The sequence below is a fragment of the Rhizobium leguminosarum genome (assembly GCF_004123835.1).
Lineage (GTDB): Bacteria > Pseudomonadota > Alphaproteobacteria > Rhizobiales > Rhizobiaceae > Rhizobium > Rhizobium leguminosarum_M.
Genome location: NZ_MZMU01000018.1, coordinates 104,311 through 126,889, shown reverse-complemented (window position 1 = coordinate 126,889; position 22,579 = coordinate 104,311). Strand labels below are relative to the sequence as shown.

19 protein-coding genes and 2 pseudogenes are annotated in these 22,579 nt (G+C 59.8%); 14 read left to right on the top strand and 7 right to left on the bottom strand.

Annotated elements, in window-relative coordinates; translation table 11 throughout:
* Positions 1-6: 6 nt before the first annotated feature.
* The 3 genes from B5P46_RS25330 to B5P46_RS25320 are packed head-to-tail and all read right to left on the bottom strand — an operon-like array spanning position 7 to position 5,317.
* On the bottom strand, positions 7-405 hold the full coding sequence (locus tag B5P46_RS25330) for a hypothetical protein (protein ID WP_245456269.1): 399 nt from the start codon (positions 403-405) through the stop codon (positions 7-9).
* A complete protein-coding gene (locus B5P46_RS25325; protein ID WP_129421134.1) occupies positions 402-4,934 on the bottom strand; it encodes an RHS repeat-associated core domain-containing protein in 4,533 nt (1,510 codons plus the stop codon). Before B5P46_RS25325 ends, B5P46_RS25330 begins: the two co-directional genes overlap by 4 nt.
* A 59-nt stretch (positions 4,935-4,993) precedes the next feature.
* Positions 4,994-5,317 (bottom strand): hypothetical protein, encoded by a 324-nt coding sequence (locus tag B5P46_RS25320; protein WP_129421133.1) that lies wholly within the window; start codon positions 5,315-5,317, stop codon positions 4,994-4,996.
* Positions 5,318-5,707: 390 nt separating this feature from the next.
* Here B5P46_RS25320 and B5P46_RS25315 point away from each other — a divergent pair, with 390 nt between their 5' ends.
* The 5 genes from B5P46_RS25315 to B5P46_RS25295 are packed head-to-tail and all read left to right on the top strand — an operon-like array spanning position 5,708 to position 10,291.
* Positions 5,708-6,715, top strand: a complete 1,008-nt coding sequence (locus B5P46_RS25315) for a hypothetical protein (RefSeq protein ID WP_245456267.1) — start codon at positions 5,708-5,710, stop codon at positions 6,713-6,715.
* A 33-nt stretch (positions 6,716-6,748) separates the two neighbouring features.
* Entirely contained in the window at positions 6,749-7,747 is a 999-nt protein-coding gene (locus tag B5P46_RS25310; protein ID WP_129421132.1) for a hypothetical protein, read from the top strand.
* Between the two features lie 25 nt (positions 7,748-7,772).
* A complete protein-coding gene (locus B5P46_RS25305; protein WP_129421131.1) occupies positions 7,773-8,768 on the top strand; it encodes a hypothetical protein in 996 nt (331 codons plus the stop codon).
* A gap of 15 nt (positions 8,769-8,783) precedes the next feature.
* A complete protein-coding gene (locus tag B5P46_RS25300; RefSeq protein WP_129421130.1) occupies positions 8,784-10,013 on the top strand; it encodes a hypothetical protein in 1,230 nt (409 codons plus the stop codon).
* The gene (locus B5P46_RS25295; RefSeq protein WP_129421129.1) at positions 9,992-10,291 is read left to right on the top strand and encodes a hypothetical protein; all 300 of its coding nucleotides are present in this window, start codon (positions 9,992-9,994) and stop codon (positions 10,289-10,291) included. The genes B5P46_RS25300 and B5P46_RS25295 overlap by 22 nt, the downstream gene beginning before the upstream one ends.
* Positions 10,292-10,387: 96 nt before the next feature.
* Here the strand turns inward: B5P46_RS25295 and B5P46_RS35125 are convergent, their stop codons facing one another.
* Positions 10,388-10,969 (bottom strand): DUF6985 domain-containing protein, encoded by a 582-nt coding sequence (locus tag B5P46_RS35125; RefSeq protein ID WP_245456265.1) that lies wholly within the window; start codon positions 10,967-10,969, stop codon positions 10,388-10,390.
* A 297-nt stretch (positions 10,970-11,266) separates the two neighbouring features.
* Between B5P46_RS35125 and B5P46_RS25285 the strand changes: the two genes are divergently transcribed.
* From B5P46_RS25285 to B5P46_RS25275, 3 genes are all read left to right on the top strand, one after another.
* Positions 11,267-13,414 carry a ParB/RepB/Spo0J family partition protein gene (locus B5P46_RS25285; protein ID WP_129421128.1) on the top strand — a complete coding sequence of 716 codons (2,148 nt, stop codon included), beginning with the start codon at positions 11,267-11,269 and terminating at the stop codon, positions 13,412-13,414.
* 115 nt (positions 13,415-13,529) lie between these two features.
* Positions 13,530-14,720, top strand: coding sequence for a DUF932 domain-containing protein (locus tag B5P46_RS25280; protein ID WP_129421127.1), 1,191 nt, complete (start codon positions 13,530-13,532; stop codon positions 14,718-14,720).
* A gap of 238 nt (positions 14,721-14,958) precedes the next feature.
* Positions 14,959-15,351, top strand: coding sequence for a hypothetical protein (locus B5P46_RS25275; RefSeq protein ID WP_129421126.1), 393 nt, complete (start codon positions 14,959-14,961; stop codon positions 15,349-15,351).
* A 170-nt stretch (positions 15,352-15,521) separates the two neighbouring features.
* Here B5P46_RS25275 and B5P46_RS25270 read toward each other — a convergent pair whose 3' ends face one another.
* Positions 15,522-16,712, bottom strand: coding sequence for a DUF1173 domain-containing protein (locus B5P46_RS25270; RefSeq protein ID WP_129421382.1), 1,191 nt, complete (start codon positions 16,710-16,712; stop codon positions 15,522-15,524).
* A 239-nt stretch (positions 16,713-16,951) separates the two neighbouring features.
* Between B5P46_RS25270 and B5P46_RS25265 the strand changes: the two are divergent.
* The 3 genes and pseudogenes from B5P46_RS25265 to B5P46_RS25250 form a co-directional block, all read left to right on the top strand.
* A pseudogene (locus B5P46_RS25265) lies at positions 16,952-17,612 on the top strand (DUF7146 domain-containing protein); the annotation flags it as partial.
* Positions 17,613-17,934: 322 nt separating this feature from the next.
* Positions 17,935-18,876, top strand: a complete 942-nt coding sequence (locus B5P46_RS25255; RefSeq protein ID WP_129421124.1) for a DUF2493 domain-containing protein — start codon at positions 17,935-17,937, stop codon at positions 18,874-18,876.
* A 76-nt stretch (positions 18,877-18,952) separates the two neighbouring features.
* Positions 18,953-19,237 (top strand): DUF1778 domain-containing protein, encoded by a 285-nt coding sequence (locus tag B5P46_RS25250; RefSeq protein ID WP_129421123.1) that lies wholly within the window; start codon positions 18,953-18,955, stop codon positions 19,235-19,237.
* A 624-nt stretch (positions 19,238-19,861) separates the two neighbouring features.
* On the opposite strand, the gene B5P46_RS25245 is transcribed toward B5P46_RS25250, so the two are convergent.
* The gene (locus tag B5P46_RS25245) at positions 19,862-20,137 is read right to left on the bottom strand and encodes a WGR domain-containing protein (protein WP_129421122.1); all 276 of its coding nucleotides are present in this window, start codon (positions 20,135-20,137) and stop codon (positions 19,862-19,864) included.
* A 614-nt stretch (positions 20,138-20,751) separates the two neighbouring features.
* Between B5P46_RS25245 and B5P46_RS25240 the strand changes: the two genes are divergently transcribed.
* The 3 genes from B5P46_RS25240 (at position 20,752) to B5P46_RS25230 (ending at position 22,333) form a co-directional block, all read left to right on the top strand.
* Positions 20,752-21,075 (top strand): DUF736 domain-containing protein, encoded by a 324-nt coding sequence (locus B5P46_RS25240; RefSeq protein ID WP_129421121.1) that lies wholly within the window; start codon positions 20,752-20,754, stop codon positions 21,073-21,075.
* 315 nt (positions 21,076-21,390) lie between these two features.
* The gene (locus tag B5P46_RS34600) at positions 21,391-21,549 is read left to right on the top strand and encodes a hypothetical protein (RefSeq protein WP_164986550.1); all 159 of its coding nucleotides are present in this window, start codon (positions 21,391-21,393) and stop codon (positions 21,547-21,549) included.
* 313 nt (positions 21,550-21,862) lie between these two features.
* Positions 21,863-22,333, top strand: a complete 471-nt coding sequence (locus tag B5P46_RS25230; RefSeq protein WP_129421120.1) for a hypothetical protein — start codon at positions 21,863-21,865, stop codon at positions 22,331-22,333.
* An 82-nt stretch (positions 22,334-22,415) separates the two neighbouring features.
* On the opposite strand, the pseudogene B5P46_RS25225 reads toward B5P46_RS25230, so the two are convergent.
* A pseudogene (locus B5P46_RS25225) lies at positions 22,416-22,577 on the bottom strand (PhnA domain-containing protein); the annotation flags it as partial.
* Between the last annotated feature and the right edge of the window lie 2 nt (positions 22,578-22,579).

The following is a 22,579-nucleotide window of genomic DNA, read 5'->3' as shown; positions in this document are numbered from 1 at the left end:
TATTTGTTACTGATACGCGCCCTTATCGATACCCGACTGGATCCAGGAATCAATAGCTTGCTTGGAGTATCCAAGTAACATCCCGATGATACGATCAATCCCTTGGTCGGGTTTACTAAAATTCTCGCTCTGGGCGGTAAGGGCAATTTTCATCGCGGGAATTCTCCACGCTTCCGCTGCAAGCGCGTAGAGAACGTACGTGATCTGATACGTTGGATTAGTTCCTAGGGGAAGCGGAGGGTCAAACTCCTCCATTAAAATTCGACCATTTTTCACATAGGGGGCAAAATCGTCCACAGGCAATACGTCCCTGTCATCCATAGCCTGGCAAAAATAAAACATTGCTAGAGGCTTCTCCGCCTCGAGCATGAGCGTTAATTCATTTCCAGTGTGCTCTTCCATCATTCATCACAATCTGGGGCCGGACCATATGGCCACTTTTTTTCTCTCATCAGGCATTGGTAACATACCCCTGGATAATCAGGATTGATACCTGGCGGACGCATAGGCGCACCGCACGACTGATTTATACCGACGCAAATGATAACCGGCGGGCGTCTCTTCGCTTTCCCTTCAACGTCGACAAAGTCGAGTGGGTCACTATCAACATACTCATACAAATTCGTTGAGTTAACGGACCGGACAGGATCCCTGGTAATCCACCGCCCAAACTCCGGATTGTATTCGCGGTACCACGTAGAGTTGAGGCCTGATGTCGCTCCGACCAGCATTCTTGCGAAGCCGAAGTCACTTCTAGAAAGCGCAGTTTGCCCTAGAACGCCCCAAGGGTCGTAATCATATGCGGGTGTATCGTTTTGGTCTAAGAAGATCCGCCGCACCGATCCGATTTGGTCGACGCCATAATAAAGCGCTGGATTGGTGACCCCAAACGTGTATTCGCCCTCATCAAAGTAGTTCCGGATTGGCAGGTAGGAAGCATCCCGGCGTTGGCAAGGCGACTCGCCGCACCAGATGTACTTCGAAACGTCAGCCGCTCCGCCCGAGACGAGGATTTGTTCGACTTCAATGCGACGGCCAAAGCCGTCATATGCGTACCGCGTTTGCTTTCCGGGTTGAAGGGCATAGGTGATGCCAATCAGACGATTTTCCGCATCCCAGGCATAGGTCTGCGTGGAGTCAGATAGCAAATTCCCGTTCGCGTCGTAGTTGTAAACTTGGCCAGAAGCCTGAGTTATCTGATCCAAAATGTTGAAAGCGACATTTTGCGTGGGAGGACTGGGCTCAGCCACGGTTTCATCGCTGGTCTGGGTGATGCCTGAGACAAAATTCTCCGGCGTCGTCTCAAACGTGAAATTTGTGAACTGCCCAGCCGTTAAGCCCGTATTGGCGATGCCGGACAGCCGTCGGTCGTGGGCATTATCAAGATAGCTCCAGGTCGTCTTCAGGGTGGAGATGGCGGGCAGCAACTGACGAACGGTCAGCTGCTGGGTCTGTCCTAGATAGCCGAGCTCGAAGGCGCCAAGGTCGCTGGAGTGGTTGGTCACACGTCCTATGGCATCGTACTGAAACGTCTCTGGCCCGCTCCCGGAAATCTGCCGACTAGCCGAGCGACCGAGAGCATCATAGCCATAAGTGATCGTGTGCGAGCAATCTGGTGCGCTGGTCGCGGTGAAGCACTCCCGAGCAAGCTGCTGCGCACCGTCGACGAATGAAGCGTTGTAGGTATAGCCGGTGACGCCAACGCCGTCGGCCATCGAGACAAGCCGAGAGTAATACGGATCGTAGGTGAATGTTACGTTCGGTGTCGGATTGACGGCATTGAGGTAGGTCAGGCCGCTGAGATTGTCGTCGATGGCATATGAATACTGCTTCGTCTGACCGAGTGCATCGAGTGCGCTCTTCAGGCGGCTGGTTGTCGTCTCGTACGTGTAGGTGACGGTGCTGTTGTCGGCGTATTTTTTCGACGTCTGCCGATCCTGGACATCATAAGACCACGACGTCACGTTCCCCTTGGGATCAGTGAGCGATGTCAGATTGCCGGCCGGGTCGTAGCCAAGTCCGGTGGTTTGACGAAGCGGGTCGATAATAGCAATCAGACGTCGGTTCGCGTCGTATTGATATCGCCATAAGCGTCCCTCCCGGTTCTTATAGGAAACCAGCTCAAGCCTCTGATAGGTATAGCGCGCCGATGTCCCGTCGGGATAGGTGATGCGCGTTACGCGATCGGCGGCATCATAATCGAACTTGACAGACCAGCCCTCAGAATCCGTGAAGGTTCTAACCCGGGCAAAGTCGTCATAGCTGTAGCTCGCAGCTGTCGCGCCATTGGCGTTGACCGTTGATGACGGGTTCGAACTGGCGTCGTACTGAAATGTCGTTTGCTCGCCGAGTGCATTCGTCAGCGATGTGGTCTGACCCGCGACGTTATATGCATAAGTGGTCGCGCCACCCGCGGCGTTGGCATAATAGATCGGCCGATGTTGCTTGTTGTAGATATATTGGGCGAGTGTCGACCGGGTTCCAAACTCGCTCGCCTGGCTCACGGCGGCAATATCGATGCCATTGGCATAAGCGTAGTAGGTCGTCCGGCCGTAAGGATCGGTCGCCCGGGTAATATTCCCATTGTTGTCGTAATCGAACGTGCTGATCTGCGATGTGCCGTTGTCGAGCACCCGTCCGACGGCAGTAGGACGGCTATAGGTTCCGCCATATAGCGTGCCGGACGAACCGGATTGGCCGGGATATGTGTACCAGACACGGTTCTCCAGCGGATATTTCTCGCTTTCGATCGCTGTGCCTTTGATCGAGGTGCCGGGCATGTGCACGAAGTGCCGGATCCGGGCCTTCGTATAATCGCATCCACCCGTATCGGTGCAGCCCGCCGCGATATAGGCGCTTTTGTCCCAGTGGAAACTATTGCGGTAGGTCAAGTAGGCGTTCGTCAGCGGAAGTGGCATTCCCATCGGTACGGTCGCGGTTGGATCGCTTGCTGGTATCGGCGCGGGCTCAAGCCATTCCTCCCGCTCCTTGTTGCCCAACGGATCGGTGATCTGGACGAAGCGCGGCGGACTCGCGGTTCCCGGTGCTGTGAAACTGAACCGGGTTTTGCCGTAAGGCGTGGTCAGGCTGTCGATCAATGAGTTGGCGTCATAAGTGAAGCTCGAGGTCAGGCCGATGATGTCGGTAATCGAGACAAGGCGCCCCATGCCATCGTAGGCAAGCGTGGCACTGCGCTTGAATGGATCCGAGATCTTACTGACAAGCAGCGGTCTGCCTGGCACGTCGTAGCTGAAGGTCGTATCCCGTCCGACAGCGTCGGTAATCGACGTCAGACGCTTTTGGCCGTCGTAGTGCAGGGTCGCCGCATTGCCTTGCGGATCGATGACCTGGCTGAGGAAGATCTTTCGAGGGTACGCAGCAGCTGCATCGGCCTGCTCATAGATCTCCAAGCCGCCATCGCGCATCTGGCGACGGTATCGGGCGGGCGACTGCGACACCAGGGATAGGATGGAGCCGTCGGTGTCCTGTGCAGTAAAGGTTTTTCGGACCGCGTCATAGCCGGTATAATAGAATGCGCCGCCTTCACCCATGACCCGCGAGACGTTTGCCCCAGGATTGGTCGGATCATCGATCACGTAACTTGACCAGCTCAGCGACCATTTCTGGCCGAGATTGAAGTAATCGAAATTCGCCGGCTGGCTGTCCTCGCGCTGGTTGTAGCTGATATTCACCTTCATCGACGGCCCGATTGGCGGGATATAACCGACCGGCTGATCCGACAGCGCGACGCTAACGCTCGACTCCTTGATATCTACAACGCACAGCGGTGCGCGGCATTGGCCACCCGGCCCGCCTGCTCCTCCCGTGCCGCCACCGAACGGCGGAGAACCCGGAGGATTTCCAGGAAGACCGGGATCGGGCGGCGTCGGTCCGCCGCTTCCCGCTTCCGGATCGCCAGCACCGCCGGGGCGCGTTCCGTTGGTCGGACCCTTCCCGACAATTGTTCCCGCCTCGGCAAGGGTTACAGCTTTCCAACTCGCATCAGCCCCCTCGTTTTTGGGCACAAGGAAGTAGCCGCTTGCCTCCGTATCCAATGCTTGCGGCGTCACCCAGATGTCGGCGCTCGGGAATACGGCATCCTGAACATGATAGCGGCCATTTTCCTTGCCGACGATCGCGGCAAAGTGACCGACTTTCCAGTGTACGATGGCTGGAAAAGGAACGGGCTCTCCCGGCGCACGCTCGACCAGACGGTAGTCAAGCTTCAGGCGGTCGGCGAGGTTGCCGAGCTCGGCAAGCGTCGTGCCTTCGACCCCGGCATCGTAGAACTGCAGAAAGTTAAGTGCGTCTGGCTTAGTGTTCAACGCCAGCATCAATGCACGGAGCGCGAGCGGACCGCAGTTGAACAGGTGGCGCGGATCGGACTTCGCCAGGGTCAGCATCTCTTGCGCGGTCTGGATCGCCTCGGTCGCACGACCGGACACTTTCCTGTGGCCGAGACGAACAAAGAGCGCCGTCAGGTCATCGGTTTTCCCAAGATTGGCATCGAGCCCCGCAAGCTCGCCGATGGCGCGATCGACCAGAGCCTTGCCCTCGGGCGAGGTGGCGTCGGCGCCCTCTGTCCAGGCGTTCTGCCATGCCTCGATTGATCGGGAAAAATAACCGTCGTGCAAATAGGACAAGCCGATGTTGGTCCACAAAGCGCTCGACCAGCCGCTGTGCGGATATCGCGCGAGGAACCCGGTCAAACTTGAAAGATCGGACGGGTCGGTCCGGGTTCTGAACGCTTCCAGTGCTGCTGAAAGCGCCTGGTTCTCAGCTGTGCTGGTGGGCCGTGTGGTGACCAGCGGCTCATGCAGCCCCGCGGTCGAAGGCATCGCAACCGGCGGCGTTGAATCGGGCATCGCTGCGGCCCCCGTTGCGACTAACCCCGCAATGAACAGCCCAAAGGTGACGGATTTGAATATAGACATCGATCAGCTCTCTCGTGAGGCGCCATAGGGAAACCGGGAGAAAAAGGCCGGAGATTCAATCAGGGCGGTGCCCACAGGATGCAGCCCCACGAACCGGAGCCCCAGATCGCGTTCGCCGCGCCGCTCGTCCAGTTGGCGTCTCCCCAATTGACATTTCCCCAGATAGGCGGGGATGTGGCGGCGGTGACCGTCTGCTGGGAGGTGCGATTGCCATTGGGGTCATAGGCCCAAAGGGCGCATTTTGCGCTCTCATAGAGCCCGGTCGTCAGCCGTCCGTTGGCGTCGTAACCGAAATGTGCCGTTTTCGTATCAGCGATGGCGGGAAAGGCGCTCGCTAAAAGTGTAGTTGATGCAATAACCTGCAGGCAAAACCGTACAATCATAGGGGGCATTCCCGTTTGAAAATTTGTTTGCCTTTTGGCGATCCGCATCTTGTGATTTCAGAAACCGAGCAATAGTCTTGCGGAGATCGAGGATAGACCCACGGAATTATTCGGGGCGATATCACAACCGTAACTTAGAAATTCCATAGATTACTCATAATTACAACCCGTAAAAAATCGGGGATCACGAAAAATCGCAGCGATTTATAGGCCGAAAGCAGGTATGTTTTCGGGAGTATGCTTTTTATGCGCAGTAACTGTATGCGGCCAGAGATTTTTGTCTTGAAATAATACCTTTCTCCGTTGACGGCCTCTCTCCAGATGTGCGAAGAGAAATGCATCTTATGCATGTAGTCGTGTTTTATCTTCTTCAAAAAGGACAAAGAGCCGATGCGCCCGGAAAGCAACTTTTCGCTGTGTATGGCCGTGGCCGCATTTCTGGCCGCAGGTGCTTTGCCGGCCAGCGCCGCCTGCACCGTTCCAAACATCCTGTCGAACGGTCAGACCGCCGACGCCAGCCAGCTGATGCAAGATTTTTCTGCGGTAGCGGGTTGCGTCGATGCGGTTTCACCGGCCGGCACGCCAAACTCTCTGCAGTTCAAGACAAATACCGGCAGCCTTGCCGGGCTGCCGTTGGCCGCCGGCCAGCTTCCGGTCGGAACCGGCGGAGCAGCGCCCCAGGGCAAGACCCTGACTGCCGGCCCCGGTATCGCAATCACCACCGCTCCCGGGAATATCACGATTGCGGCGACGAGCAGCGGTTCGGCAAATGGTGTCGACTGGCTGAATGAAGCAGCCGTCGTTCGTCCCAGTGTCGCCGCGTTTTCGCTGCTGACTTCGACGAACGCGCCGGCTGGGGCTGCATTGGTCTCGACAAGCCGTGGTATGGCGCTGACAACCAGCGCGAATGCAAACGCTACGTCCTTGATGGGCGAATCCCCGACGCCCCCCGGGCATTGGCAGGCGACCATGCTGGCGATCTATTCCGGGCCGCTCACAACGTTCAACCTGCCGGCCATCGCCGTTCGTGACTCGATCAATCGTCGCGCGGTTGAGTTCGGGATCGGGGGAGCCAGCACAAGCGGCTACCTGTTTGCCTATACTCGCACCATCGGTGGCCATGGCCTCGACACCGTACTCGGCCAGACGACCACTACGGACGTCGGTCTCCCACCACCATCGCAACCCATCTGGTCGCGTCTGACATATGATGGGACCAATTTGTCGTGGTCCTTCTCGCGCGACGGCGAGGTCTTCAGCACGGCGTTCACTGTTTTGGCAAACGATAGCTTGACCAATCTCGATCGGGTCGGCCCCGCCACCCTCTTTCAGCAGCCTGCGCAAGCGGCCTGGCCTTCAGCCTACCACATTCTCTCCTGGCAACTTGTCAGCCTTTGAACTTGCGCCCGCCTCTGGCAGTGAGGATTTCTTATGCATAAGACTTCGATCATCGCATCGACTATCGTCGCATTGCTTGGCGCCGGATCGACGGCTGCTTATGCGCAATGCACCTTGCCCAACCAACTGGTGGCAGGAGATGTCGCCGACGCGACGAAGGTAACGGCGAACTTTTCAGCACTTGCGAATTGCGCCGATGATCAAGCGCCGGCGGGGCCTGCCAACGCCATTCAGTATAATGCAGGCGATGGCTCTCTGGATGGTGCGCCGCTGGCCGATGGACAGACCCTCATCGGATCGACCGGCAATCCGCCAGAGGCGGGCACCTTGACGGCCGGTCCGGGCATAGCGATCACAAACGGACCGGGGTCGATCGCGGTGACTGCGACGGGCAGCGGAACCGGCTCAAGTGTCGATTGGCTAAACAAGGCTGCCGTCGTTAAACCCATGGCGTCCGCCTTTACGATGCAAACAACAACGACGCCTCCGCCGGGTGCGGCCGTGACTGAAACGGCTCGCGGCATGCTGCTGTCAGTGAGTTCCGCCCCCGATAACAGGGCGGTGATGGCGGAGGTTCCGCTTCCAGCGGGGAACTGGCAAGCAACGATGCTCGCCGTCTACACCGGTCCGGCTTCGGCTTTCGTCGTGCCAACAATAACCGTGCGAGATTCTGTTTTGAACCGCGCGATTTCGTTTAGCGTTGGCGGCAATGGAGGAGGTTACCGGTTTGATTATACACGATCATCCGGCGGTATCGGGCTAAATTCACATGCCGGCGATGTCCAGGTCACAGATGCTGGTTTCTCAACGCCTAGCGAGCCGGCCTGGGTCAGGCTTGCACGTAACGGCGCCAGTCTGACCTGGTCGTTTTCCCGCGACGGCGAGAATTTCACGCCCGTCTACACCGTGTCGGCGGCCGATTATCTGACCAACCTCAGTACGATTGGACCGGCGATGATCTTCTATCAACCGACCCATCCGGGGTGGAACGCCGGGTACCACGTCCTTTCCTGGAACCTCGCTTCGATCTGATCCTCGCGACCGCTGGAGCATCGTCATGTCCAAGGGCCTTCATCTCTTCTCGTTCGGGCTTCTGTTCGCGCTTGCCGCCGCTTCGGCAGAAGCCGCCTGTACGGTGCCAAACCAGATTGTCAACGGCGGCGTTGTCGACAGTGCGCCGGTGACTGCCGATTTCAATGCGATCGTCACCTGCCTCAATCAGATCTCCCCTGCCGGTGTTGCAAACAGTGTTCAGTTGAGCAATGGCAGCGGCGGGTTTTCTTCTGTCGGCCCGCTGACAAACGGACAGCTTCTGATCGGGTCGGGGGGAGCGCCGGTCGCTGCGGATCTGACCGCAGGAACAGGGATCGCGATTGTCAATTCGCCGGGAGGCGTTACCATCTCGACTACTGGAACGCTCGGCGGTGGAGGCGCCGATTGGCTCAACGGTGCCGCCGTCGTGAAGCCGACGGCAGCGAACTTCACACTGCAAACATCGACCATCCCGCCGACCGGTGCAGCTATCACCGCCACACCACGCGGCATGACCCTGTCTGCGACGGCGGTGGTCAACAACACGGCGATGATGGCAGAGATGGACGCTCCCGCAGGGCATTGGCAGGCGACCATGCTGGGTGTCTACACCGGAGGAATTTCTAACTTTACTCTACCATCGATCGCCGTCCGGGATGTGACGAATAATCGGAGTGTTGAGTTTGGAATCAGTGGGCGCGAGGGCGGGTACCGTTTTGATTATTTCGTTCGCAACGGCGGGATCGGCTTCGACTCCCGCGTCACCGATACCGAACTCCTTGACATTGGCTTTCCTCACCCCGCCCAAGCCATCTGGCAGCGCCTGACCTACGACGGAACCAACCTCATCTGGTCGTTCTCTCGGGACGGCGAGTTCTTCATACCGGCCTTTTCGATCGCGGCGGGTTCCGCGCTCATCAACCTGAACAAGCTCGGACCGGCAATAGTCTTCGCCGCAAATACGGCGCAACCCTGGCCAGCCACTTTTCACGTGCTCTCCTGGAATGTCATCAGCCAGTAGTCAAGGAGGTCTGACATGCGACACCGCTCCGCCACCTTGCCCGCAATCATTTCGCTCCTGATTGCAATAGACTTCGCGCCCCCCGCCATGGCGCAATGCAACGTTCCTTATCAATTGACGAATGGTCAAGTGGCTGACGCCACTCAGGTGATGGCAGATGTCACAGCGCTTGCGGACTGCATCGACGACGCAGCGCCGTCCGGTTCCCCAAACGCTATCCAGCTCAACGGCGGAAGCGGTGGTTTTCTTGGCGTTGGGCCGCTAGCCAATGGCCAACTTCTCATCGGATCATCGGGTAATCCGCCGCAAGCCGCCAACCTGACAGCTGGCCTTGGCATTACGATCTCCAACACCACAGGCGGAATTACCCTATCTTCGGCAGGCGCGCCCGGCGGCAATCCCGGCGCGATCCGGTTCAACAGCGCCGGCAGCTTCGGCGGCCTGCAGCTCACAGACGGGATGATTGTCGTTGGTAGTGGCGCCACATTCAGCCCCAACGTTAAATCCTTGAACGTCCTTTTGACGGACAACAATCTCAGCGCTACGGCGACCAATGCTTCCTATGCGGCGGTGCTCGCATCAGCCTCACAATCGAGCGGCAAGTACTATTTCGAGTTCCAAAACGCCCGCATCACGGACGCGAATAGCGGTCTGGGCGTTGCCACTGCCACGGTGGACTTCAACAATTATCTCGGAAAAAATACCCAAGGTATTGGCCTCGAACCGGATGGCGGTGTCTGGTTCGATGGCGCGCAACTCGGAACAGCGGCCGCGGTCCCGGCTGGTAGCACGGTCGGCGTTGCCGTCGATATCACGAGCAAATTGATCTGGTTCAGGACGGGTTCTGGAAACTGGAATAACTCCGCCAGCGCAAATCCTGTCACAGGCGCCGGCGGGTTTTCGATCGGCACTTTTTCAAGTTCGACAATGTTTCCAGCGGTCATCTGGCGCGAAAATCAGGGAACCGCGAAAATCGGGATGATCGCATCATCCTGGGTGACCGTGCCTCCGACAGGCTTTAGTCCGTGGGCGCAGGAGTCCACGCCAACGGCCGTCAAGATCAGCGGCTCGGCATCCCTTTCCAGTGCTGGAGTGCTGACTTCGAATGCCCGAACATCACAGTCCTCGCCAACCAACCCGACAGGAACATCGAGCGTCGGAACCCAGGTCATGCAGGGGCTCGCTGGAACCATCACTCCCGGGCTTCAGGACGCGTACTCTTCATGGCCTCAGGCGATGGTCTGAATCAAAATGCCGTGGGGCAGGGATTCCTCGTACAGCTCCGTTACGGTACCGGCGCGCCGCCAGCGAATGGCGCTGTAGCCGCGGGCACCGCGGTTGGCGGCGGGGTCAGAGGGGTCACGGCGATCGTCTCGACGCCTCAGGCTATTCCATTTTCGTTGCAGGCGATGGTTTCCGATCTTGTTCCTGGAACGCCGTACTGGTTTGATATCGGGCTCGCAGCTATCGGAGGAGGAACGGCGGAGGTTGAGAACATCAGTCTGACAGCCGCGGAATTGTGAGTCACTTTTTCGATGACTGCTTGCCGTCTTGACCGCCAGGTCGCCACAGCGGCGGGATGGGAGGGCTGGTGTCGAAGACGGCCCCGTAGAGTTCCATCAATTCGTCGGTCCGGTCCTTGTGATCGGTGAAGGACGAGACAGGTTCAACATGGAGTTCATGGGACCGACGAGATCAAAGATTGCAAAGCAAATTTCCCTATTATTGTATCGCGATCGGTAAGCGAGGCCATCGAGGTCCTGAAATTCGATATGAAGGGCAAGCGCCAGAGCTCTCGACGGTCCGTAGTTGTCGATGCTGATCTCCCCTGTATCGATTTGGTGGAACTGCAGGTCTTCATCAAAGAGCTTTGCCAGCTTCAGGGAGCGCGACAAGCGCACATGCTCCAGCCGCGTTCCTCGCCCTTTCCTAACGGTAACTTGCCCGGGCCTGATGCTGCTCCAGATTTCAGAAGGGGATGTGGGTATCTCCATTTCCTCTTCAAGCCATTCCGGCCTTCCGGCTTCCTCGTAAAAATCCGAGTAGCAGGCAAAGACGTGCCGCGTGTCTGACGCCCTGTCCGCACCGCTCAGCCCAAGGAACGCATTCAGCGCAGCAATGGAGTTCGCATCGTCAGGATCAGCTTCCTGGTGCAGTTCAATCTCGACACCATCAAAATAAGGAACGACGATGATTGGCAACGACATCTCCATATCGGCACGAAGCGAGGCCTGTCAGATCAAAGCACGCTGACGTTCTCAGCCTTTGACTTGCGGGGGTTGCGGGAGTAGCCTCTATCTCCCTCCCAATCGATTGGCGGCAGAAGTCCGAAAGCATGTGGAACAAGGGGAAGATCGCGGCGGATCAACATCCCGCCACGTGCAGGGCGCAAAACTTGAGGGAGCGAGCTGGGAGAGAGGGAGAGGCGGGAAGGGCTTTCCGTGACGGGTTAGGAGGTTTGGAGAGAAGCTCCGGCCGGCCCGCCATGGAGAAATGAAATGGCCAAAGCCGTTCAGAAGATCACCCTGAACCGATCGGAAGACATCCCTTTCGACAAGCTCGAACTCTCGCAGCAAAACGTCCGCAACATCAAGGCCGGTGTTTCCATCGATGATCTCGCTGACGATATCGCCCGTCGCAAGCTTCTGCAGAGCCTCAACGTCCGGCCGATCCTCGGCGAAAACGGGGAGGAGACCGGCAGGTTTCATGTTCCCGCCGGAGGCAGGCGATACCGAGCGCTCGAACTGCTGGTTTCGCAGAAGCGTATGGCGACGACGGAACCTGTTCCCTGCATCGTTAAGCGCGGCGACGAGACTTCGGCCGAAGACGATTCTCTCGCTGAGAACGTCCAGCGCGTCGACCTTCATCCGCTCGACCAGTACCGCGCCTTCCAGACGCTTCGCGAGCAGGGCCTCAGCGAGGAAGAAATCGCCGCTCGCTTCTTCGTCTCGGTCGCGACCGTCCGGCAGCGGCTGAGGCTCGCTTCCGTGTCGCCGCGGTTGCTCGACCTCTACGCCAATGATGAGATGAAGCTCGAACAGATCATGGCTTTCTCTATCACCAACGATCATATCCGGCAGGAACAGGTCTGGGATACCTTGCCGCGTCAGCACATCCGCGATCCGTATTACATTCGCAGGCTGCTGACGGAGACGGCGATCCGCGCAGGCGATCGTCGTGCCATCTATGCAGGCGTCAAGGCCTATGAAGCGGCCGGCGGCGCGGTGATGCGCGACCTCTTCGATGAGGACAATGGTGGCTGGCTGCAGGATCCGGCGCTGCTCGAACAGCTCGGGGTCGAGAAGCTGAAGGCTGATGCTGCAGCCTTGAAAACGGAAGAAGGCTGGAAGTGGGTCGAAGCCGCTTTCGACTTCCCCTATGGCCACACGTCCGGTCTTCGCCGTTTCTATGGCGAGCAGCAGGAGTTCAGGGAAGAGGAGCTTGCCCGTCACGATACGCTGAAGGCCGAGTACGAAAAGCTGGATGCCGAATATGCCGAAGCGGAAACTTATTCCGAGGAGATCGAGCGCCGGCTCGAAGAACTGGGAAGTGAGCTCGATCAGCTCAATGAGCGGCCTTATGTCTTCGACCCGGACGAGGTTGCGCGCGGCGGCGCCTTCATCTCTCTTGCCGCCAACGGCGAGCTGAAAATCGAGCGCGGCTTCGTCCGACCCGAGGACGAGCCGCAGGTCAAGACAGACAGTGACGACTCCAAAGATGGCGTCGGCGCTATCGGCAACGCAGGCCATGCATCGTCTTCTGCCGACGGCATCTCGGTGAACGGCAAGCCCGCCTCCGATGACCAGCCGACGGAGGAGGACAACACCGTTCGGCCGCTCTCCGATCGCCTTGTCATGGATCTCACGGCGACCCGCACCGTGGCGCTGCGCAACGCGCTCGCCAATGATCCGGTCATCGCCTTCGTCGTGGTGCTGCATGCCTTTGTTCTGAAGACCTTCTATCTCTACGGCTCGGAATCGTGCCTGGAGCTGACGCTGCAGAGTGCGAAGTTCAGCCAGACGCAGGGACTTGGCGACACGCTCTGGGCCAAGGAGATCGATCAGCGGCAGGAGGCATGGGGTCAGGATCTGCCGAAGAAGCCCGAAGAGCTCTGGGGCTACCTGGTCGCGCTCGACGACGTCAGCCGGCAGGCGCTCTTCGCCCATTGCGCATCACTTTCCGTCAACGTCGTGATCGAGCCGTGGAACAAGCGCACACGCGCGATCGCCCATGCCGATCAGGTTGCTCGCTCGATCGGGTTCGACATGGCCACGGCCGGATGGGTGCCGACGGTCGACAATTATTTCGGTCGCGTCACCAAGCCCCATATCCTGCAGGCCGTGGGTGAAGCGAAGGGTGAGCAGTCGGCCCAGCTCATCGACCATCTGAAGAAGCAGGACATGGCCCGTGAGGCCGAGCGTCTGCTCGATGGCAGCGGCTGGCTCCCCGAACCGTTGCGGACCGTCGGCAAGGAAACTGCTTCAGATGATGTTTCGCCTGCTGCTGATAAAGCCGGAAACGATCCGGCCGACGAGGCCAACGGTGGCGACGTTCCCGCCCTTCTGGCTGACGCCGCCGATCTCTCCGATCAGAATCAGAACGCGCATGAAGATGATGGTTACAGCCATCTCGACGCTGCCGAATAATCTCCGCAGCTGATCATCGGAGCCCGGCGCCATCACCGGGCTCTTACCAATCCGACTTCAATATCAACACCGCCCGGCCATCGCGCCGGGCTCATTCGTTTCAGGAGACATCATCATGAACGCCATGCTTTCCAGTTCCAGCCGGGTTTCGTCCGGCATCAAGGTCGATATCTCGCGCGGGCAACGCATTGGCCGCGTTTCGTCTGAATGGTTCTCGCGTCCCGACGACGAGCGATATCTGTCGCTTTCCGAGCTCCACCATGCGGTGAAGAACCGAGCCGACCATGCTCGTGCGCGAACCGTGGAAAGTTCGGCAATCCGGGTCGAGGCGACACGCGACAACGTCGAGCGCCTCGAGCTGATCATTCCCGGCGAGCGGCAGCCGATCGTACCGACGCACTGGAGCTATAGCCAGCTCTGCAGCTTGGTCGGAGCTCCGGCAACCTACATGCGCCAGCTTCCCGCGCCGCTTGCCGCCATCAATCTGCAGCATGGCCTTCTCAACCATCGGACTGAACTGGTGAAGACTCTGGAAATGGATGACGGCCGGGTGGAGCTTCGGGCCGTGACTGGGCCGGAATACGGCCGTATCTGGGACCACGAACTGGTGGCCGCGGTGATGAAGATCGCCGGCGATGGAACCGGCGACACGATGTGGAAGGTACCGGGTCTCCTCGATTGGGCGAGCATGACCCACAATCCGTTTGTCGACATCAGCAAGGACACGACGACGCTCTATGCGTCCGATCGCGATGTCTTCGTCTTTCTGGTCGACGATACCCACCCGATCGAGGCGGGACGTCTGCCTAGCGGCGAGCCGGACCTGTTCTTCCGCGGCTTCTATGCGTGGAATTCCGAGGTCGGATCGAAGACCCTCGGAATCGCATCCTTCTACCTCCGCGCAGTGTGCGCCAACCGCAATATTTGGGGCTCGGAAAAGTTCGAGGAGATCAGTATCCGCCATTCGAAGTTCGCGGCTGAGCGTTTCGCGCATGAAGCAGCGCCAGCACTGACGAGCTTCGCCAACTCCTCGCCTGCGGCCTTCGTTGCCGGCGTTCGGGCAGCCCGCGAGCGCATCGTCGCCCGCAACGACGAGGATCGCCAGACCTTCCTGCGTCGTCGTGGGTTCTCGAAAAGCGAAACCGGCAGGATCATCGAGACGGTTCTCTCAGAGGAGGGCCGCCCGCCGGAATCGATTTTCGATTTCGTCCAGGGGATCACCGCGCTGGCACGCGACAAGACCCATCAGGACAGTCGCCTCGAATTGGAAGGCAAGACGAAGAGGCTGCTCGAAAGCGCCTCCTGAACCGGCCACCTGAGGCTGCAGTCCCCAAATTTTCTGATTCCGACCACCTGTCCGGCCCCGCGCCGGACTCTCTCATTTTGGAGGGGCGCTCGAATGGGAACCTCGAAATTCGGGGTTTCCGTCTGCGCGAGCGCGAGATGGAAGAGAGAGGTAGAGGCGGGGCCAAGCCGGGGCGCCCGATCGGAGGTGGGAGCGCGTGCTCCGGTGCGGGCGACAGTCCGCGCTCGGGAGAACCGCAATGAAAACCACCAAGGCCTATCTCGTCGAACCGATCACCGGCACGATACGTATGGTCGCCATTCCGGAGGAAAACCGTCTCGACGATCACCAGGCGATCGTCGTCGATGACAACGGATTGGAGGAAACGCTTCCCTGCTTTACGCAGCTCGATGGCTACCCATCTCCTCTCGGAGGGATACTGCTTATCATCGGCACTGATGAGAATGGCGAGATCGTCGATGTGGCGACTGTAATCGAGGAGGTTGCCGGACGGCTCACCATCGTCAGGCCGGTGTTTCATCCGGTCTTCGAAGCTTTGAACGGTCCCCGCATCTTTGGCACACGCTTGAGCGCTATGGAGGTGCGCCTCGAGCATCGGCGGCCAACCGTTATCGATGAGGCGACCCACTGAGTTCATCGCATAATTCAGCTGGGGGCTTTCTGTTTGCGACCCTTGCCGCGGATCCAGCACGATACCTGGCTTCGACGGTGGTTGCCGAGCGGATGGCAATCACCCTCGTCATGACCTGCGGGGCTTCATCAATGCCTTCTGTGCGACCGGTTGCGGGTGTCCCGGCTCCGTCAGGGGAGGGTAGGCATATCGCCTGCGGAGACACGCCAAATCCACGGCGTCATCTCCGGGCGGCCTTCGATCATCTCCGCCAGCGCAGCCTCGTACTCGTCATCAGCGCCTGTCGGCACGATAAACATCGCGACCGGCGCAGGTCGTTGTTCAGGCAGTGTCACGGATACGATCGGCTGCTCTCGCGACAGATTGAAACGCAGGCCTTTGACGCTCTTGCGTCTCAAACCTGACAGACTCTCCAGGAGGCGCTGCTCATGAACGCTTTCGAACGGAATCCAGTTCTCATTGACGACCATCATCGCAATTTCCTCGATCGCGGCGATTCCCGCCCGGGAAATTCCAAATGTCGCAATCAGGATCAAATGGAGTTCATCGTTCGACCGCCACAACTCGAGTTCCGTCTCATATCTGGCGCTCAGTCGCTTCCACGCCCCTTGCTCGACCACAAAAGGGAAGGGCAGGTGGCGGACGATAATTTTCTGCCCATCTCGCGTGGGAGCGAACTCTTTGACCTCAGCCACGGCGATCATCAGCCGCCGCGGTCCTGAAGCGGATGCCTGGGCGCCGGCGAGTGCTGCAACCCGGCGGGATGCTATTTTCTCCCGGTCTTCCTGATAAAACACCTCCGGCACGAACAAGATGTCATAGAGTAGGTTGCCGCGGACCGTCATCTGCCGCGCGGCATTGAGCAGGCCGCTGCGAACCCGGCCCCATCCGCGCTTTCCCGCCCATAACGACGTCCATTCCGTCAGTTCCCCGACATCCCACAGATAATGAAGCATCGCCTTCAGCGACAGCTTCTTCGGTTCGTTGCGGACGCTCTCGGAGGATTCCGTCGGCGATGCCGCCACCGTTCGATTGCTCCGTTTCGATAACGAAAAGTCAAGTTTCAAGACTGCCGAGCCCGTGGTCGCATCGATCTGAATGGCGTTTCCAATGAGAGGGCCGAGGCCCGACAACTCGTAGGGCGGCTCGTAGGACGGGCAGGACGCGTGATGATCACGTCCCGAAAGCGGCATTCGCTTGACCAGAAATTGACCGTCGACCCGAGCGATGTACATCGGAACCGGCGGTTCCTTGCACCGACAAAGTGGCCTGAGCTTCTGTTCATAAGCACATTCGAGCTGCGACTGAAACTCTGGAGAGGTTTCGTCCAACGGCTCTTTGCTGATCAAAAATTGTCGCACATCGTCCCTCGCTTCGGTCACGGAAGGCTGATCAAGCCGGATAAGACGTAGCACAAACTCGCTGGATAATACTAGCGTAAATTAAGCAGTATAATAGGCTGACTGCGACGCTTCGCATCGGCAGGAAGCGAATAGGTTTCCGTTTCTGCCTACTGAAAATTGGAACTATCCGACATGATAATTGGAGGTCAGGAACCTGCCGGTTGGAGGAGGAATCGGCGGTAGGCTTGGCGGAAGAGCGAGAGAGCGGGCCGTTGGCCGGCACCCTTGCAGATGCCTATCTGTGCGAGCGGAGCATCCTCCGGGCATCGACGCATGCGGTGCTCGGCTTCCATCCGTCGTGCTAATATCGGGATCTGGGGACCTCTCGAACGACCAGCTATCCAGCCCTGATCGAGGGCCGTCACCGATCCTCATGGGCAGATGACCGGCGTGCTCCGCACCTGGCTGGATCCTGGCGGCGAGGGAAAGGCCAAGGTCGAGGACCCCCGCCGCGCGCTTGGCGGTCTTCTCGGCAACGCCGTGCGCCTTCATTTTCCGATCAACGGACCTGTGCCGCTCATGGTGGCGGGCGAAGGCCTCGAAACCATACTTTCGCTATCTCAAGTGATGCCTGGCTTGCCTATGGCGGCCGCGCTCACCGCAAACCACCTCGCGGCTTTCTCACCGCCGGCCGGATGTCTGCGCCTCTATATCGCCGGTGACGCCGATGCAGCCGGGCGACACGGGATCGAGAGATTAAGCAGCCGTGCGCAGGCGCTCGGGATCCTGCCGCTGGTGCTTGCCCCGGAGCTCGGCGACTTCAACGAGGATCTCCACTGGCTCGGCCCGGACCGGCTGACGGCGAACCTGCGGGCGCAGCTCATTCCGGAAGATGCGATGGTCTTTCTGCCCATATGAGGCTTGCAGAGACGGCGGGCAGTGGTGGCTGTGCGTCACAGCTGGGAGGTCGTTCCATGGGTACTTCCTCCAGATGGGCGCCCGCCCGCGGGCCTGCGGAGAGGCGACCCTTATCACGCGGCGGCCGGGCCTTCAGCGGGTCAGTTAGGTTTCTTCCCCGCGCCGGCTTTGCCGGCGCTCCTCGCGGGTCAATAAACCTTCCTTCCGCCGCCCGGCGCTGCGCTGGGCCGCAGCGCTTCGCGCCGCGGTTCCGGCCCCTCTCCGCGAGAGCAGGTTCGCCGTCAGGCCGCGAGAGGCCCGGCCGCAACGGACGGAGACCATCATGAACTTGACCCTTCCCATAGACGACGCTCACGAGCCCCACCACGCCTCCTCCCCGACCGACCGCTTCATCTACGAAATGCAGATCCACGGCCATCGCCCCTTTCAGGACGAGCCCGATCCCCGGCCGCTCCCGGAAGAGCCGGTCGTCCAGACGGCGCTGACCGCGATCTTCGACGCGCTATTCGAGCTGCTCGGTGACACGCGGCTGGAACCCGATCTCGAAGATCTGCTCTGGTCGACGGTCAATCTCTTCCACCGGGCCGGCGAGCGCATCCAGCGCGAGCTGCAATGCAACGAGGACGCACAGCGCATCGGACAGCGGGAGCAGGACGGCTCGGAGGTCAAGAGCGTCGAGCTCGAGCGCCTGATAGCCGAAGGCATCACGCGTCTCGAACGCCGCAATGCCTTCGAGTTTATGCGCGACTATGCGGCCGACCTCTTCGAGGGTGAGATAGGATCGGCATGGCGCCCACGCACCGGCTCCAAGGTCAGCCACGCCAATATGACGGCGGCGATGATCGACTCCAAAGACTTCCTTTCCGCCCGCTGTCGCAACGAAACCGAGGTGCTGATCCCGGCCGGGACCAAGATCGCCTTCTCCGGCGGCATGGACTACAACGATCACGAACGCATCTGGGCGAAACTTGACCAGGCACACCTGAAGCATCCCGATATGATCCTGCTCCACGGGGGCTCGCCGAAGGGCGCCGAGCGCATCGCCGCCTGCTGGGCCGAGGGTCGTAAGGTGACACAGATCACCTTCAAGCCGAACTGGACGAAGCACGCCAAGTCCGCTCCCTTCCGCCGCAATGACGAGATGCTCTCGGTCATGCCGACCGGCGTCATCATCTTCCCCGGCTCCGGCATCACCGGCAATCTCGCCGATAAGGCCCGCCGGCTGGGCATCCCGGTCTGGCGGGCCGCGGAGGATGGCGCGTGAGCGCCATTTTCTCCGTGCCTGGCGATCGTTGCGATGTAATGCGCTTACATTCTGTTTCACCAGCAAGGAAACCAACATGGCCGCTACCGGTGCTCGAGAGGAAACTCCCGTCTCCATGCGCTTCCGCGATGACGATCTCGCGATCATTGATCGGGTAGCCGCCCTGACTGGGCTATCTCGAACCGAGTTCATGCGCCGCGCTGCGGTGCAGGAAGCGCAGACGGCAATCCTCAACGAGAGTGTTATTCGCGTTTCCGGTGATGCCTTCGAAGCTTTTGTTGCGGCCATTGAAGCGCCGTCAGTCGCGGCGCCGGCCAAGGTGGCTGAGCGCCCGCAGCGTCAAGCGCCCTGGGAACATTGAAGCTTTGGGCTTGTCGCAGACCGAGCCGCTTGCGGAGCGCCATCGCCTGGAGTCGTTCCGCTGTGGCAAACCTGCCCTCGACGGATGGCTTGCGACGTTCGCCCGATCGAACCACCAGCACGGTTTTACGAGGGTGTTTGTCTTCCATGACGAGGGCGTGGTCATTGGCTATTATGGACTTTGCCCCGACCGTCATCGCGCCAAATGTCGTGACCCGAAAGATCCGAACGGGTCGCCCCACCCGATCCGATCCCGTGTCTGCACATCGGTCAGCTTGCCGTTGATCACCGCCAGGTCGGTTGCGGTATCGGCACGGCGATTGTTAGGGATGCCTTTCGTCGCGGCAGTGCCGGCGCCGATCTGGTCGGCGGGCGAGCAATCGTCGTTCGTGCCGTCGATGGGGAGGCGGAGCGCCTCTGGCAGAGCGGCTTCATTCCGTCCCTCGACAACAACCAGTCCATCCTTCTGCGGCCCGATGACCGACGCCAGAGCATGGATGGCGTCCTCCTAGACAGATATTCGACCTACCGCCCCGTCCGAATGTCGCCATGCGACCAGCTCAGTCCCGTCCAGGGTGAATGAAGGGTCATGCACAGACGTTCCGCGTCGAGCGACCGTGTCGGGTCACCGGGCAACATCGCAGCCTCCGGTCGGCCTATAGCCCTTCTGATGCTTGCGGCGTACAAGATCGAGAAAATGCGCGACGGCCTCCTGTTCGGTCCCGAACACGTCGGTCCTCTCGCCGCCACGCCTCCCGATGCGTCCCCAACTGCGCAGGACCGCGGTTTCGCCAAACAAGGTCGGCTCGATTGCAAGCGTGTAATTGCGCGCCATGTTGCGGCTGGCATCGATGCGCTGGCAGTGGAGGTGGAAGGACATTCGGCTCATGCCGGGAATCATTTCCGCCGGGACCGACCTTGTCCAACGAGAGTTTGGAATCCTTCGCAGCCGATGGATTCCGTTTTGTGATGCGTTGGCCCGTCATGGGCCTCCGAAGAACGCCCGACCAAGCCGGTCCCAATCGCTCAGGGTGCCCGGGGCGCCGACGGTTGGGTGTCCCGCGGATACTGTCGGATCCGTCAGCCGGGCGCCGGAGAGAGTCCGCGAAGGATCGTGCGTGGGATCCCCCGAACGAGCAGTTTTACCCGGCATTGCAGCACAGTCTGCGGTTGCCGATGCGATCACTACGTCGGGCTTCGACGTATGATGGGCGGCGGGTGGGCTCTTCTGGCTTGCGGCGGTTAGGAGCGGCGAGGGCTTGCGCAGAATGGCGGCGAGGCATTCCTGTACCGCTCTCACGCAGCGCCCGACCGCGGCGGCTGTAGTGGTTTGTCCCGTCCTTCGGTCGCACGAGACCATTCCCGTTCTCCATGTCGCCTTTCTAAGGGACCGGCCGCCATCAGCGTCAACCCGCAAGGGGTTCCCCTACGCTTGCGCTCCGGTGACGCCTGCGGCTCGGCCCCTTCTTCGGGCGCCATCGGGAATGGTCCCGAGCAACCGAAGGAGACAATACCATGGCCACCACGATCGCAACCCTGACGGAGAAGGCCGACGGCAGCCTCGAAGGCATCTTCGCCACCATCCGGGTCAACGCCCCGATCGCCATCGTCCCGAACGCCAGCAAGTCGAGCGACGAAGCTCCCGACTACCGCATCATCCACCGCAAGACCGGCTTTGAGATCGGCGCGGGCTGGAACCGCATCGCCCGCCAGACGGGCGAGGAATATCTCTCGGTGAAGCTGGAGGCTCCGGAGATCGGCGTGATCTTCGGCAATCTCGCACAAGCCCCCGGCGGCGAGCCGAACCGCAAGGTTATCCTCTGGAACAACCCGAACTGAACGACGAGAGCCGGCCCCGAGCGATCGGGGCCGGCCCCTGCGGTGAAACACCTGAGGCGGCCGGCCTTGCCTACCGCCTGTTTTCTGGTGCCAAACGAAACGTGGACTGTCTGCTCAGATCACCAAGTCTGCCATGAGGACCGTGCCGCCTCAAGGTCGCGCGGCCCCTCCAATTTTGCCTCCGCTGCGTTGCACTTCGCTCCGACAAAATCGGCACCTCCGCGCGCCGGCTCCGCCGGTCGCTGACGCGAACCTTGACCCGACCCGATCCTCACGACCGCCGGCGTCATCTTTCACGTCAACAAGGAGACGACGATGACGAACGAAAACGCCTTCAACATCGAATGCACCATCGAGGAACTGCGCCTTGAAGCCAGAGAAGCACCGACCGCGGAGGAGCGTCGACTCATCGAGGCGGAGCTGGAAGCCGCGCGCGCCGAACTTGCAAAACAAGCCGGGGAGGAGTTGCCGTGAGGCGCTCTTTCCTCGCGGTGCACCGAGGCAGCCGGGCCGGATCGACCGGCCCGGCTGCCCGTGAGGGTTCCCCTCGACACTCCCCGCCGGCTGACGCCGGAAACGGTCGCGACCCCTTTGGGGCCGCGGGTCTCTTCTCTCTCTGACGTCCCATTTTACTCCAGCAAATCCGGCGTCAAGGACGGCGCGGTCTCCCCCAATTTTGCCGCAAGCGGCAAAATCGGTTCCCCCGCTTGCAAGCCGCGTTCCGCGGTCCTTGACCCCTCTTTGCCAAGGAGTGGCCGATCTCCGTCATCAAGAAGGAGATCCCATTATGACAACTGATCAGAACCTCATGCTCTACACCAAGCTTGCCGGCCTTCGACTCGTCGTCCTCGCAAACCGCTTCGGCTGCGACAGCGATTTTTCGCGAGAGCTTCACGATCGCCTAGTTGAAGGGCTCGACGCGGCAATCGCTCGGATCCAAGTGATGATGGCATTGGAACGAAGTGTCCTCGCCGGAGAGGATGAATTCGCTGAATATCAGCTGGAGGGCGAGAACGAGATTTTTGGGCGCTTTGCCATCCATCTGCTCGATGATCTCGAGATTGATTTCGACACACATGAGTACCGCATCAACGGCGGTGGCTGGATCAACGCTTTGGCGTCGGATGACAGTGGGGCCGGGGTCCAGTTTCCGACATTGGTTGGATTGACCGACGAGGAATTCGGTTCACTGGTGTCGATAATTATGGATGTCACGCTAGAAACTGACATCCCCGTTCATGCGGTGCGCGCGATTTGATCGTCGCGGTAAAGACGCTTCAGATGCTGAGAGACCGCGGACCGACGGCCGCCTCTAACGCTGAGCAGGCTGAGAGCTCGAATTAGCGTTTGCGTACGAACCCGGTGCGTAGAACGAGACCTTTGATTCCATCATGGCGGCAATCGATCTCCTGGGGATTATCGGTGAGGCGGATCGACTTGATGACGAGGCCCTGTTTCAGCGTCTGGCCGGCTCCCTTGACCTTCAAATCCTTGAAATGCGTGG

Coding starts and splice junctions, on each gene's coding strand:
- B5P46_RS25280 (WP_129421127.1), top strand. CDS start 13,530: ATGAACGCCATGCTTTCCAGTTCCAGCCGGGTTTCGTCCGGCATCAAG.
- B5P46_RS25255 (WP_129421124.1), top strand. CDS start 17,935: ATGAACTTGACCCTTCCCATAGACGACGCTCACGAGCCCCACCACGCC.
- B5P46_RS25275 (WP_129421126.1), top strand. CDS start 14,959: ATGAAAACCACCAAGGCCTATCTCGTCGAACCGATCACCGGCACGATA.
- B5P46_RS25315 (WP_245456267.1), top strand. CDS start 5,708: ATGCGCCCGGAAAGCAACTTTTCGCTGTGTATGGCCGTGGCCGCATTT.
- B5P46_RS25230 (WP_129421120.1), top strand. CDS start 21,863: ATGACAACTGATCAGAACCTCATGCTCTACACCAAGCTTGCCGGCCTT.
- B5P46_RS25305 (WP_129421131.1), top strand. CDS start 7,773: ATGTCCAAGGGCCTTCATCTCTTCTCGTTCGGGCTTCTGTTCGCGCTT.
- B5P46_RS34600 (WP_164986550.1), top strand. CDS start 21,391: ATGACGAACGAAAACGCCTTCAACATCGAATGCACCATCGAGGAACTG.
- B5P46_RS25240 (WP_129421121.1), top strand. CDS start 20,752: ATGGCCACCACGATCGCAACCCTGACGGAGAAGGCCGACGGCAGCCTC.
- B5P46_RS25300 (WP_129421130.1), top strand. CDS start 8,784: ATGCGACACCGCTCCGCCACCTTGCCCGCAATCATTTCGCTCCTGATT.
- B5P46_RS25330 (WP_245456269.1), bottom strand. CDS start 405: ATGATGGAAGAGCACACTGGAAATGAATTAACGCTCATGCTCGAGGCG.
- B5P46_RS25285 (WP_129421128.1), top strand. CDS start 11,267: ATGGCCAAAGCCGTTCAGAAGATCACCCTGAACCGATCGGAAGACATC.
- B5P46_RS25325 (WP_129421134.1), bottom strand. CDS start 4,934: ATGTCTATATTCAAATCCGTCACCTTTGGGCTGTTCATTGCGGGGTTA.
- B5P46_RS25250 (WP_129421123.1), top strand. CDS start 18,953: ATGGCCGCTACCGGTGCTCGAGAGGAAACTCCCGTCTCCATGCGCTTC.
- B5P46_RS25295 (WP_129421129.1), top strand. CDS start 9,992: ATGGCCTCAGGCGATGGTCTGAATCAAAATGCCGTGGGGCAGGGATTC.
- B5P46_RS25320 (WP_129421133.1), bottom strand. CDS start 5,317: ATGATTGTACGGTTTTGCCTGCAGGTTATTGCATCAACTACACTTTTA.
- B5P46_RS25310 (WP_129421132.1), top strand. CDS start 6,749: ATGCATAAGACTTCGATCATCGCATCGACTATCGTCGCATTGCTTGGC.
- B5P46_RS25245 (WP_129421122.1), bottom strand. CDS start 20,137: ATGATTCCCGGCATGAGCCGAATGTCCTTCCACCTCCACTGCCAGCGC.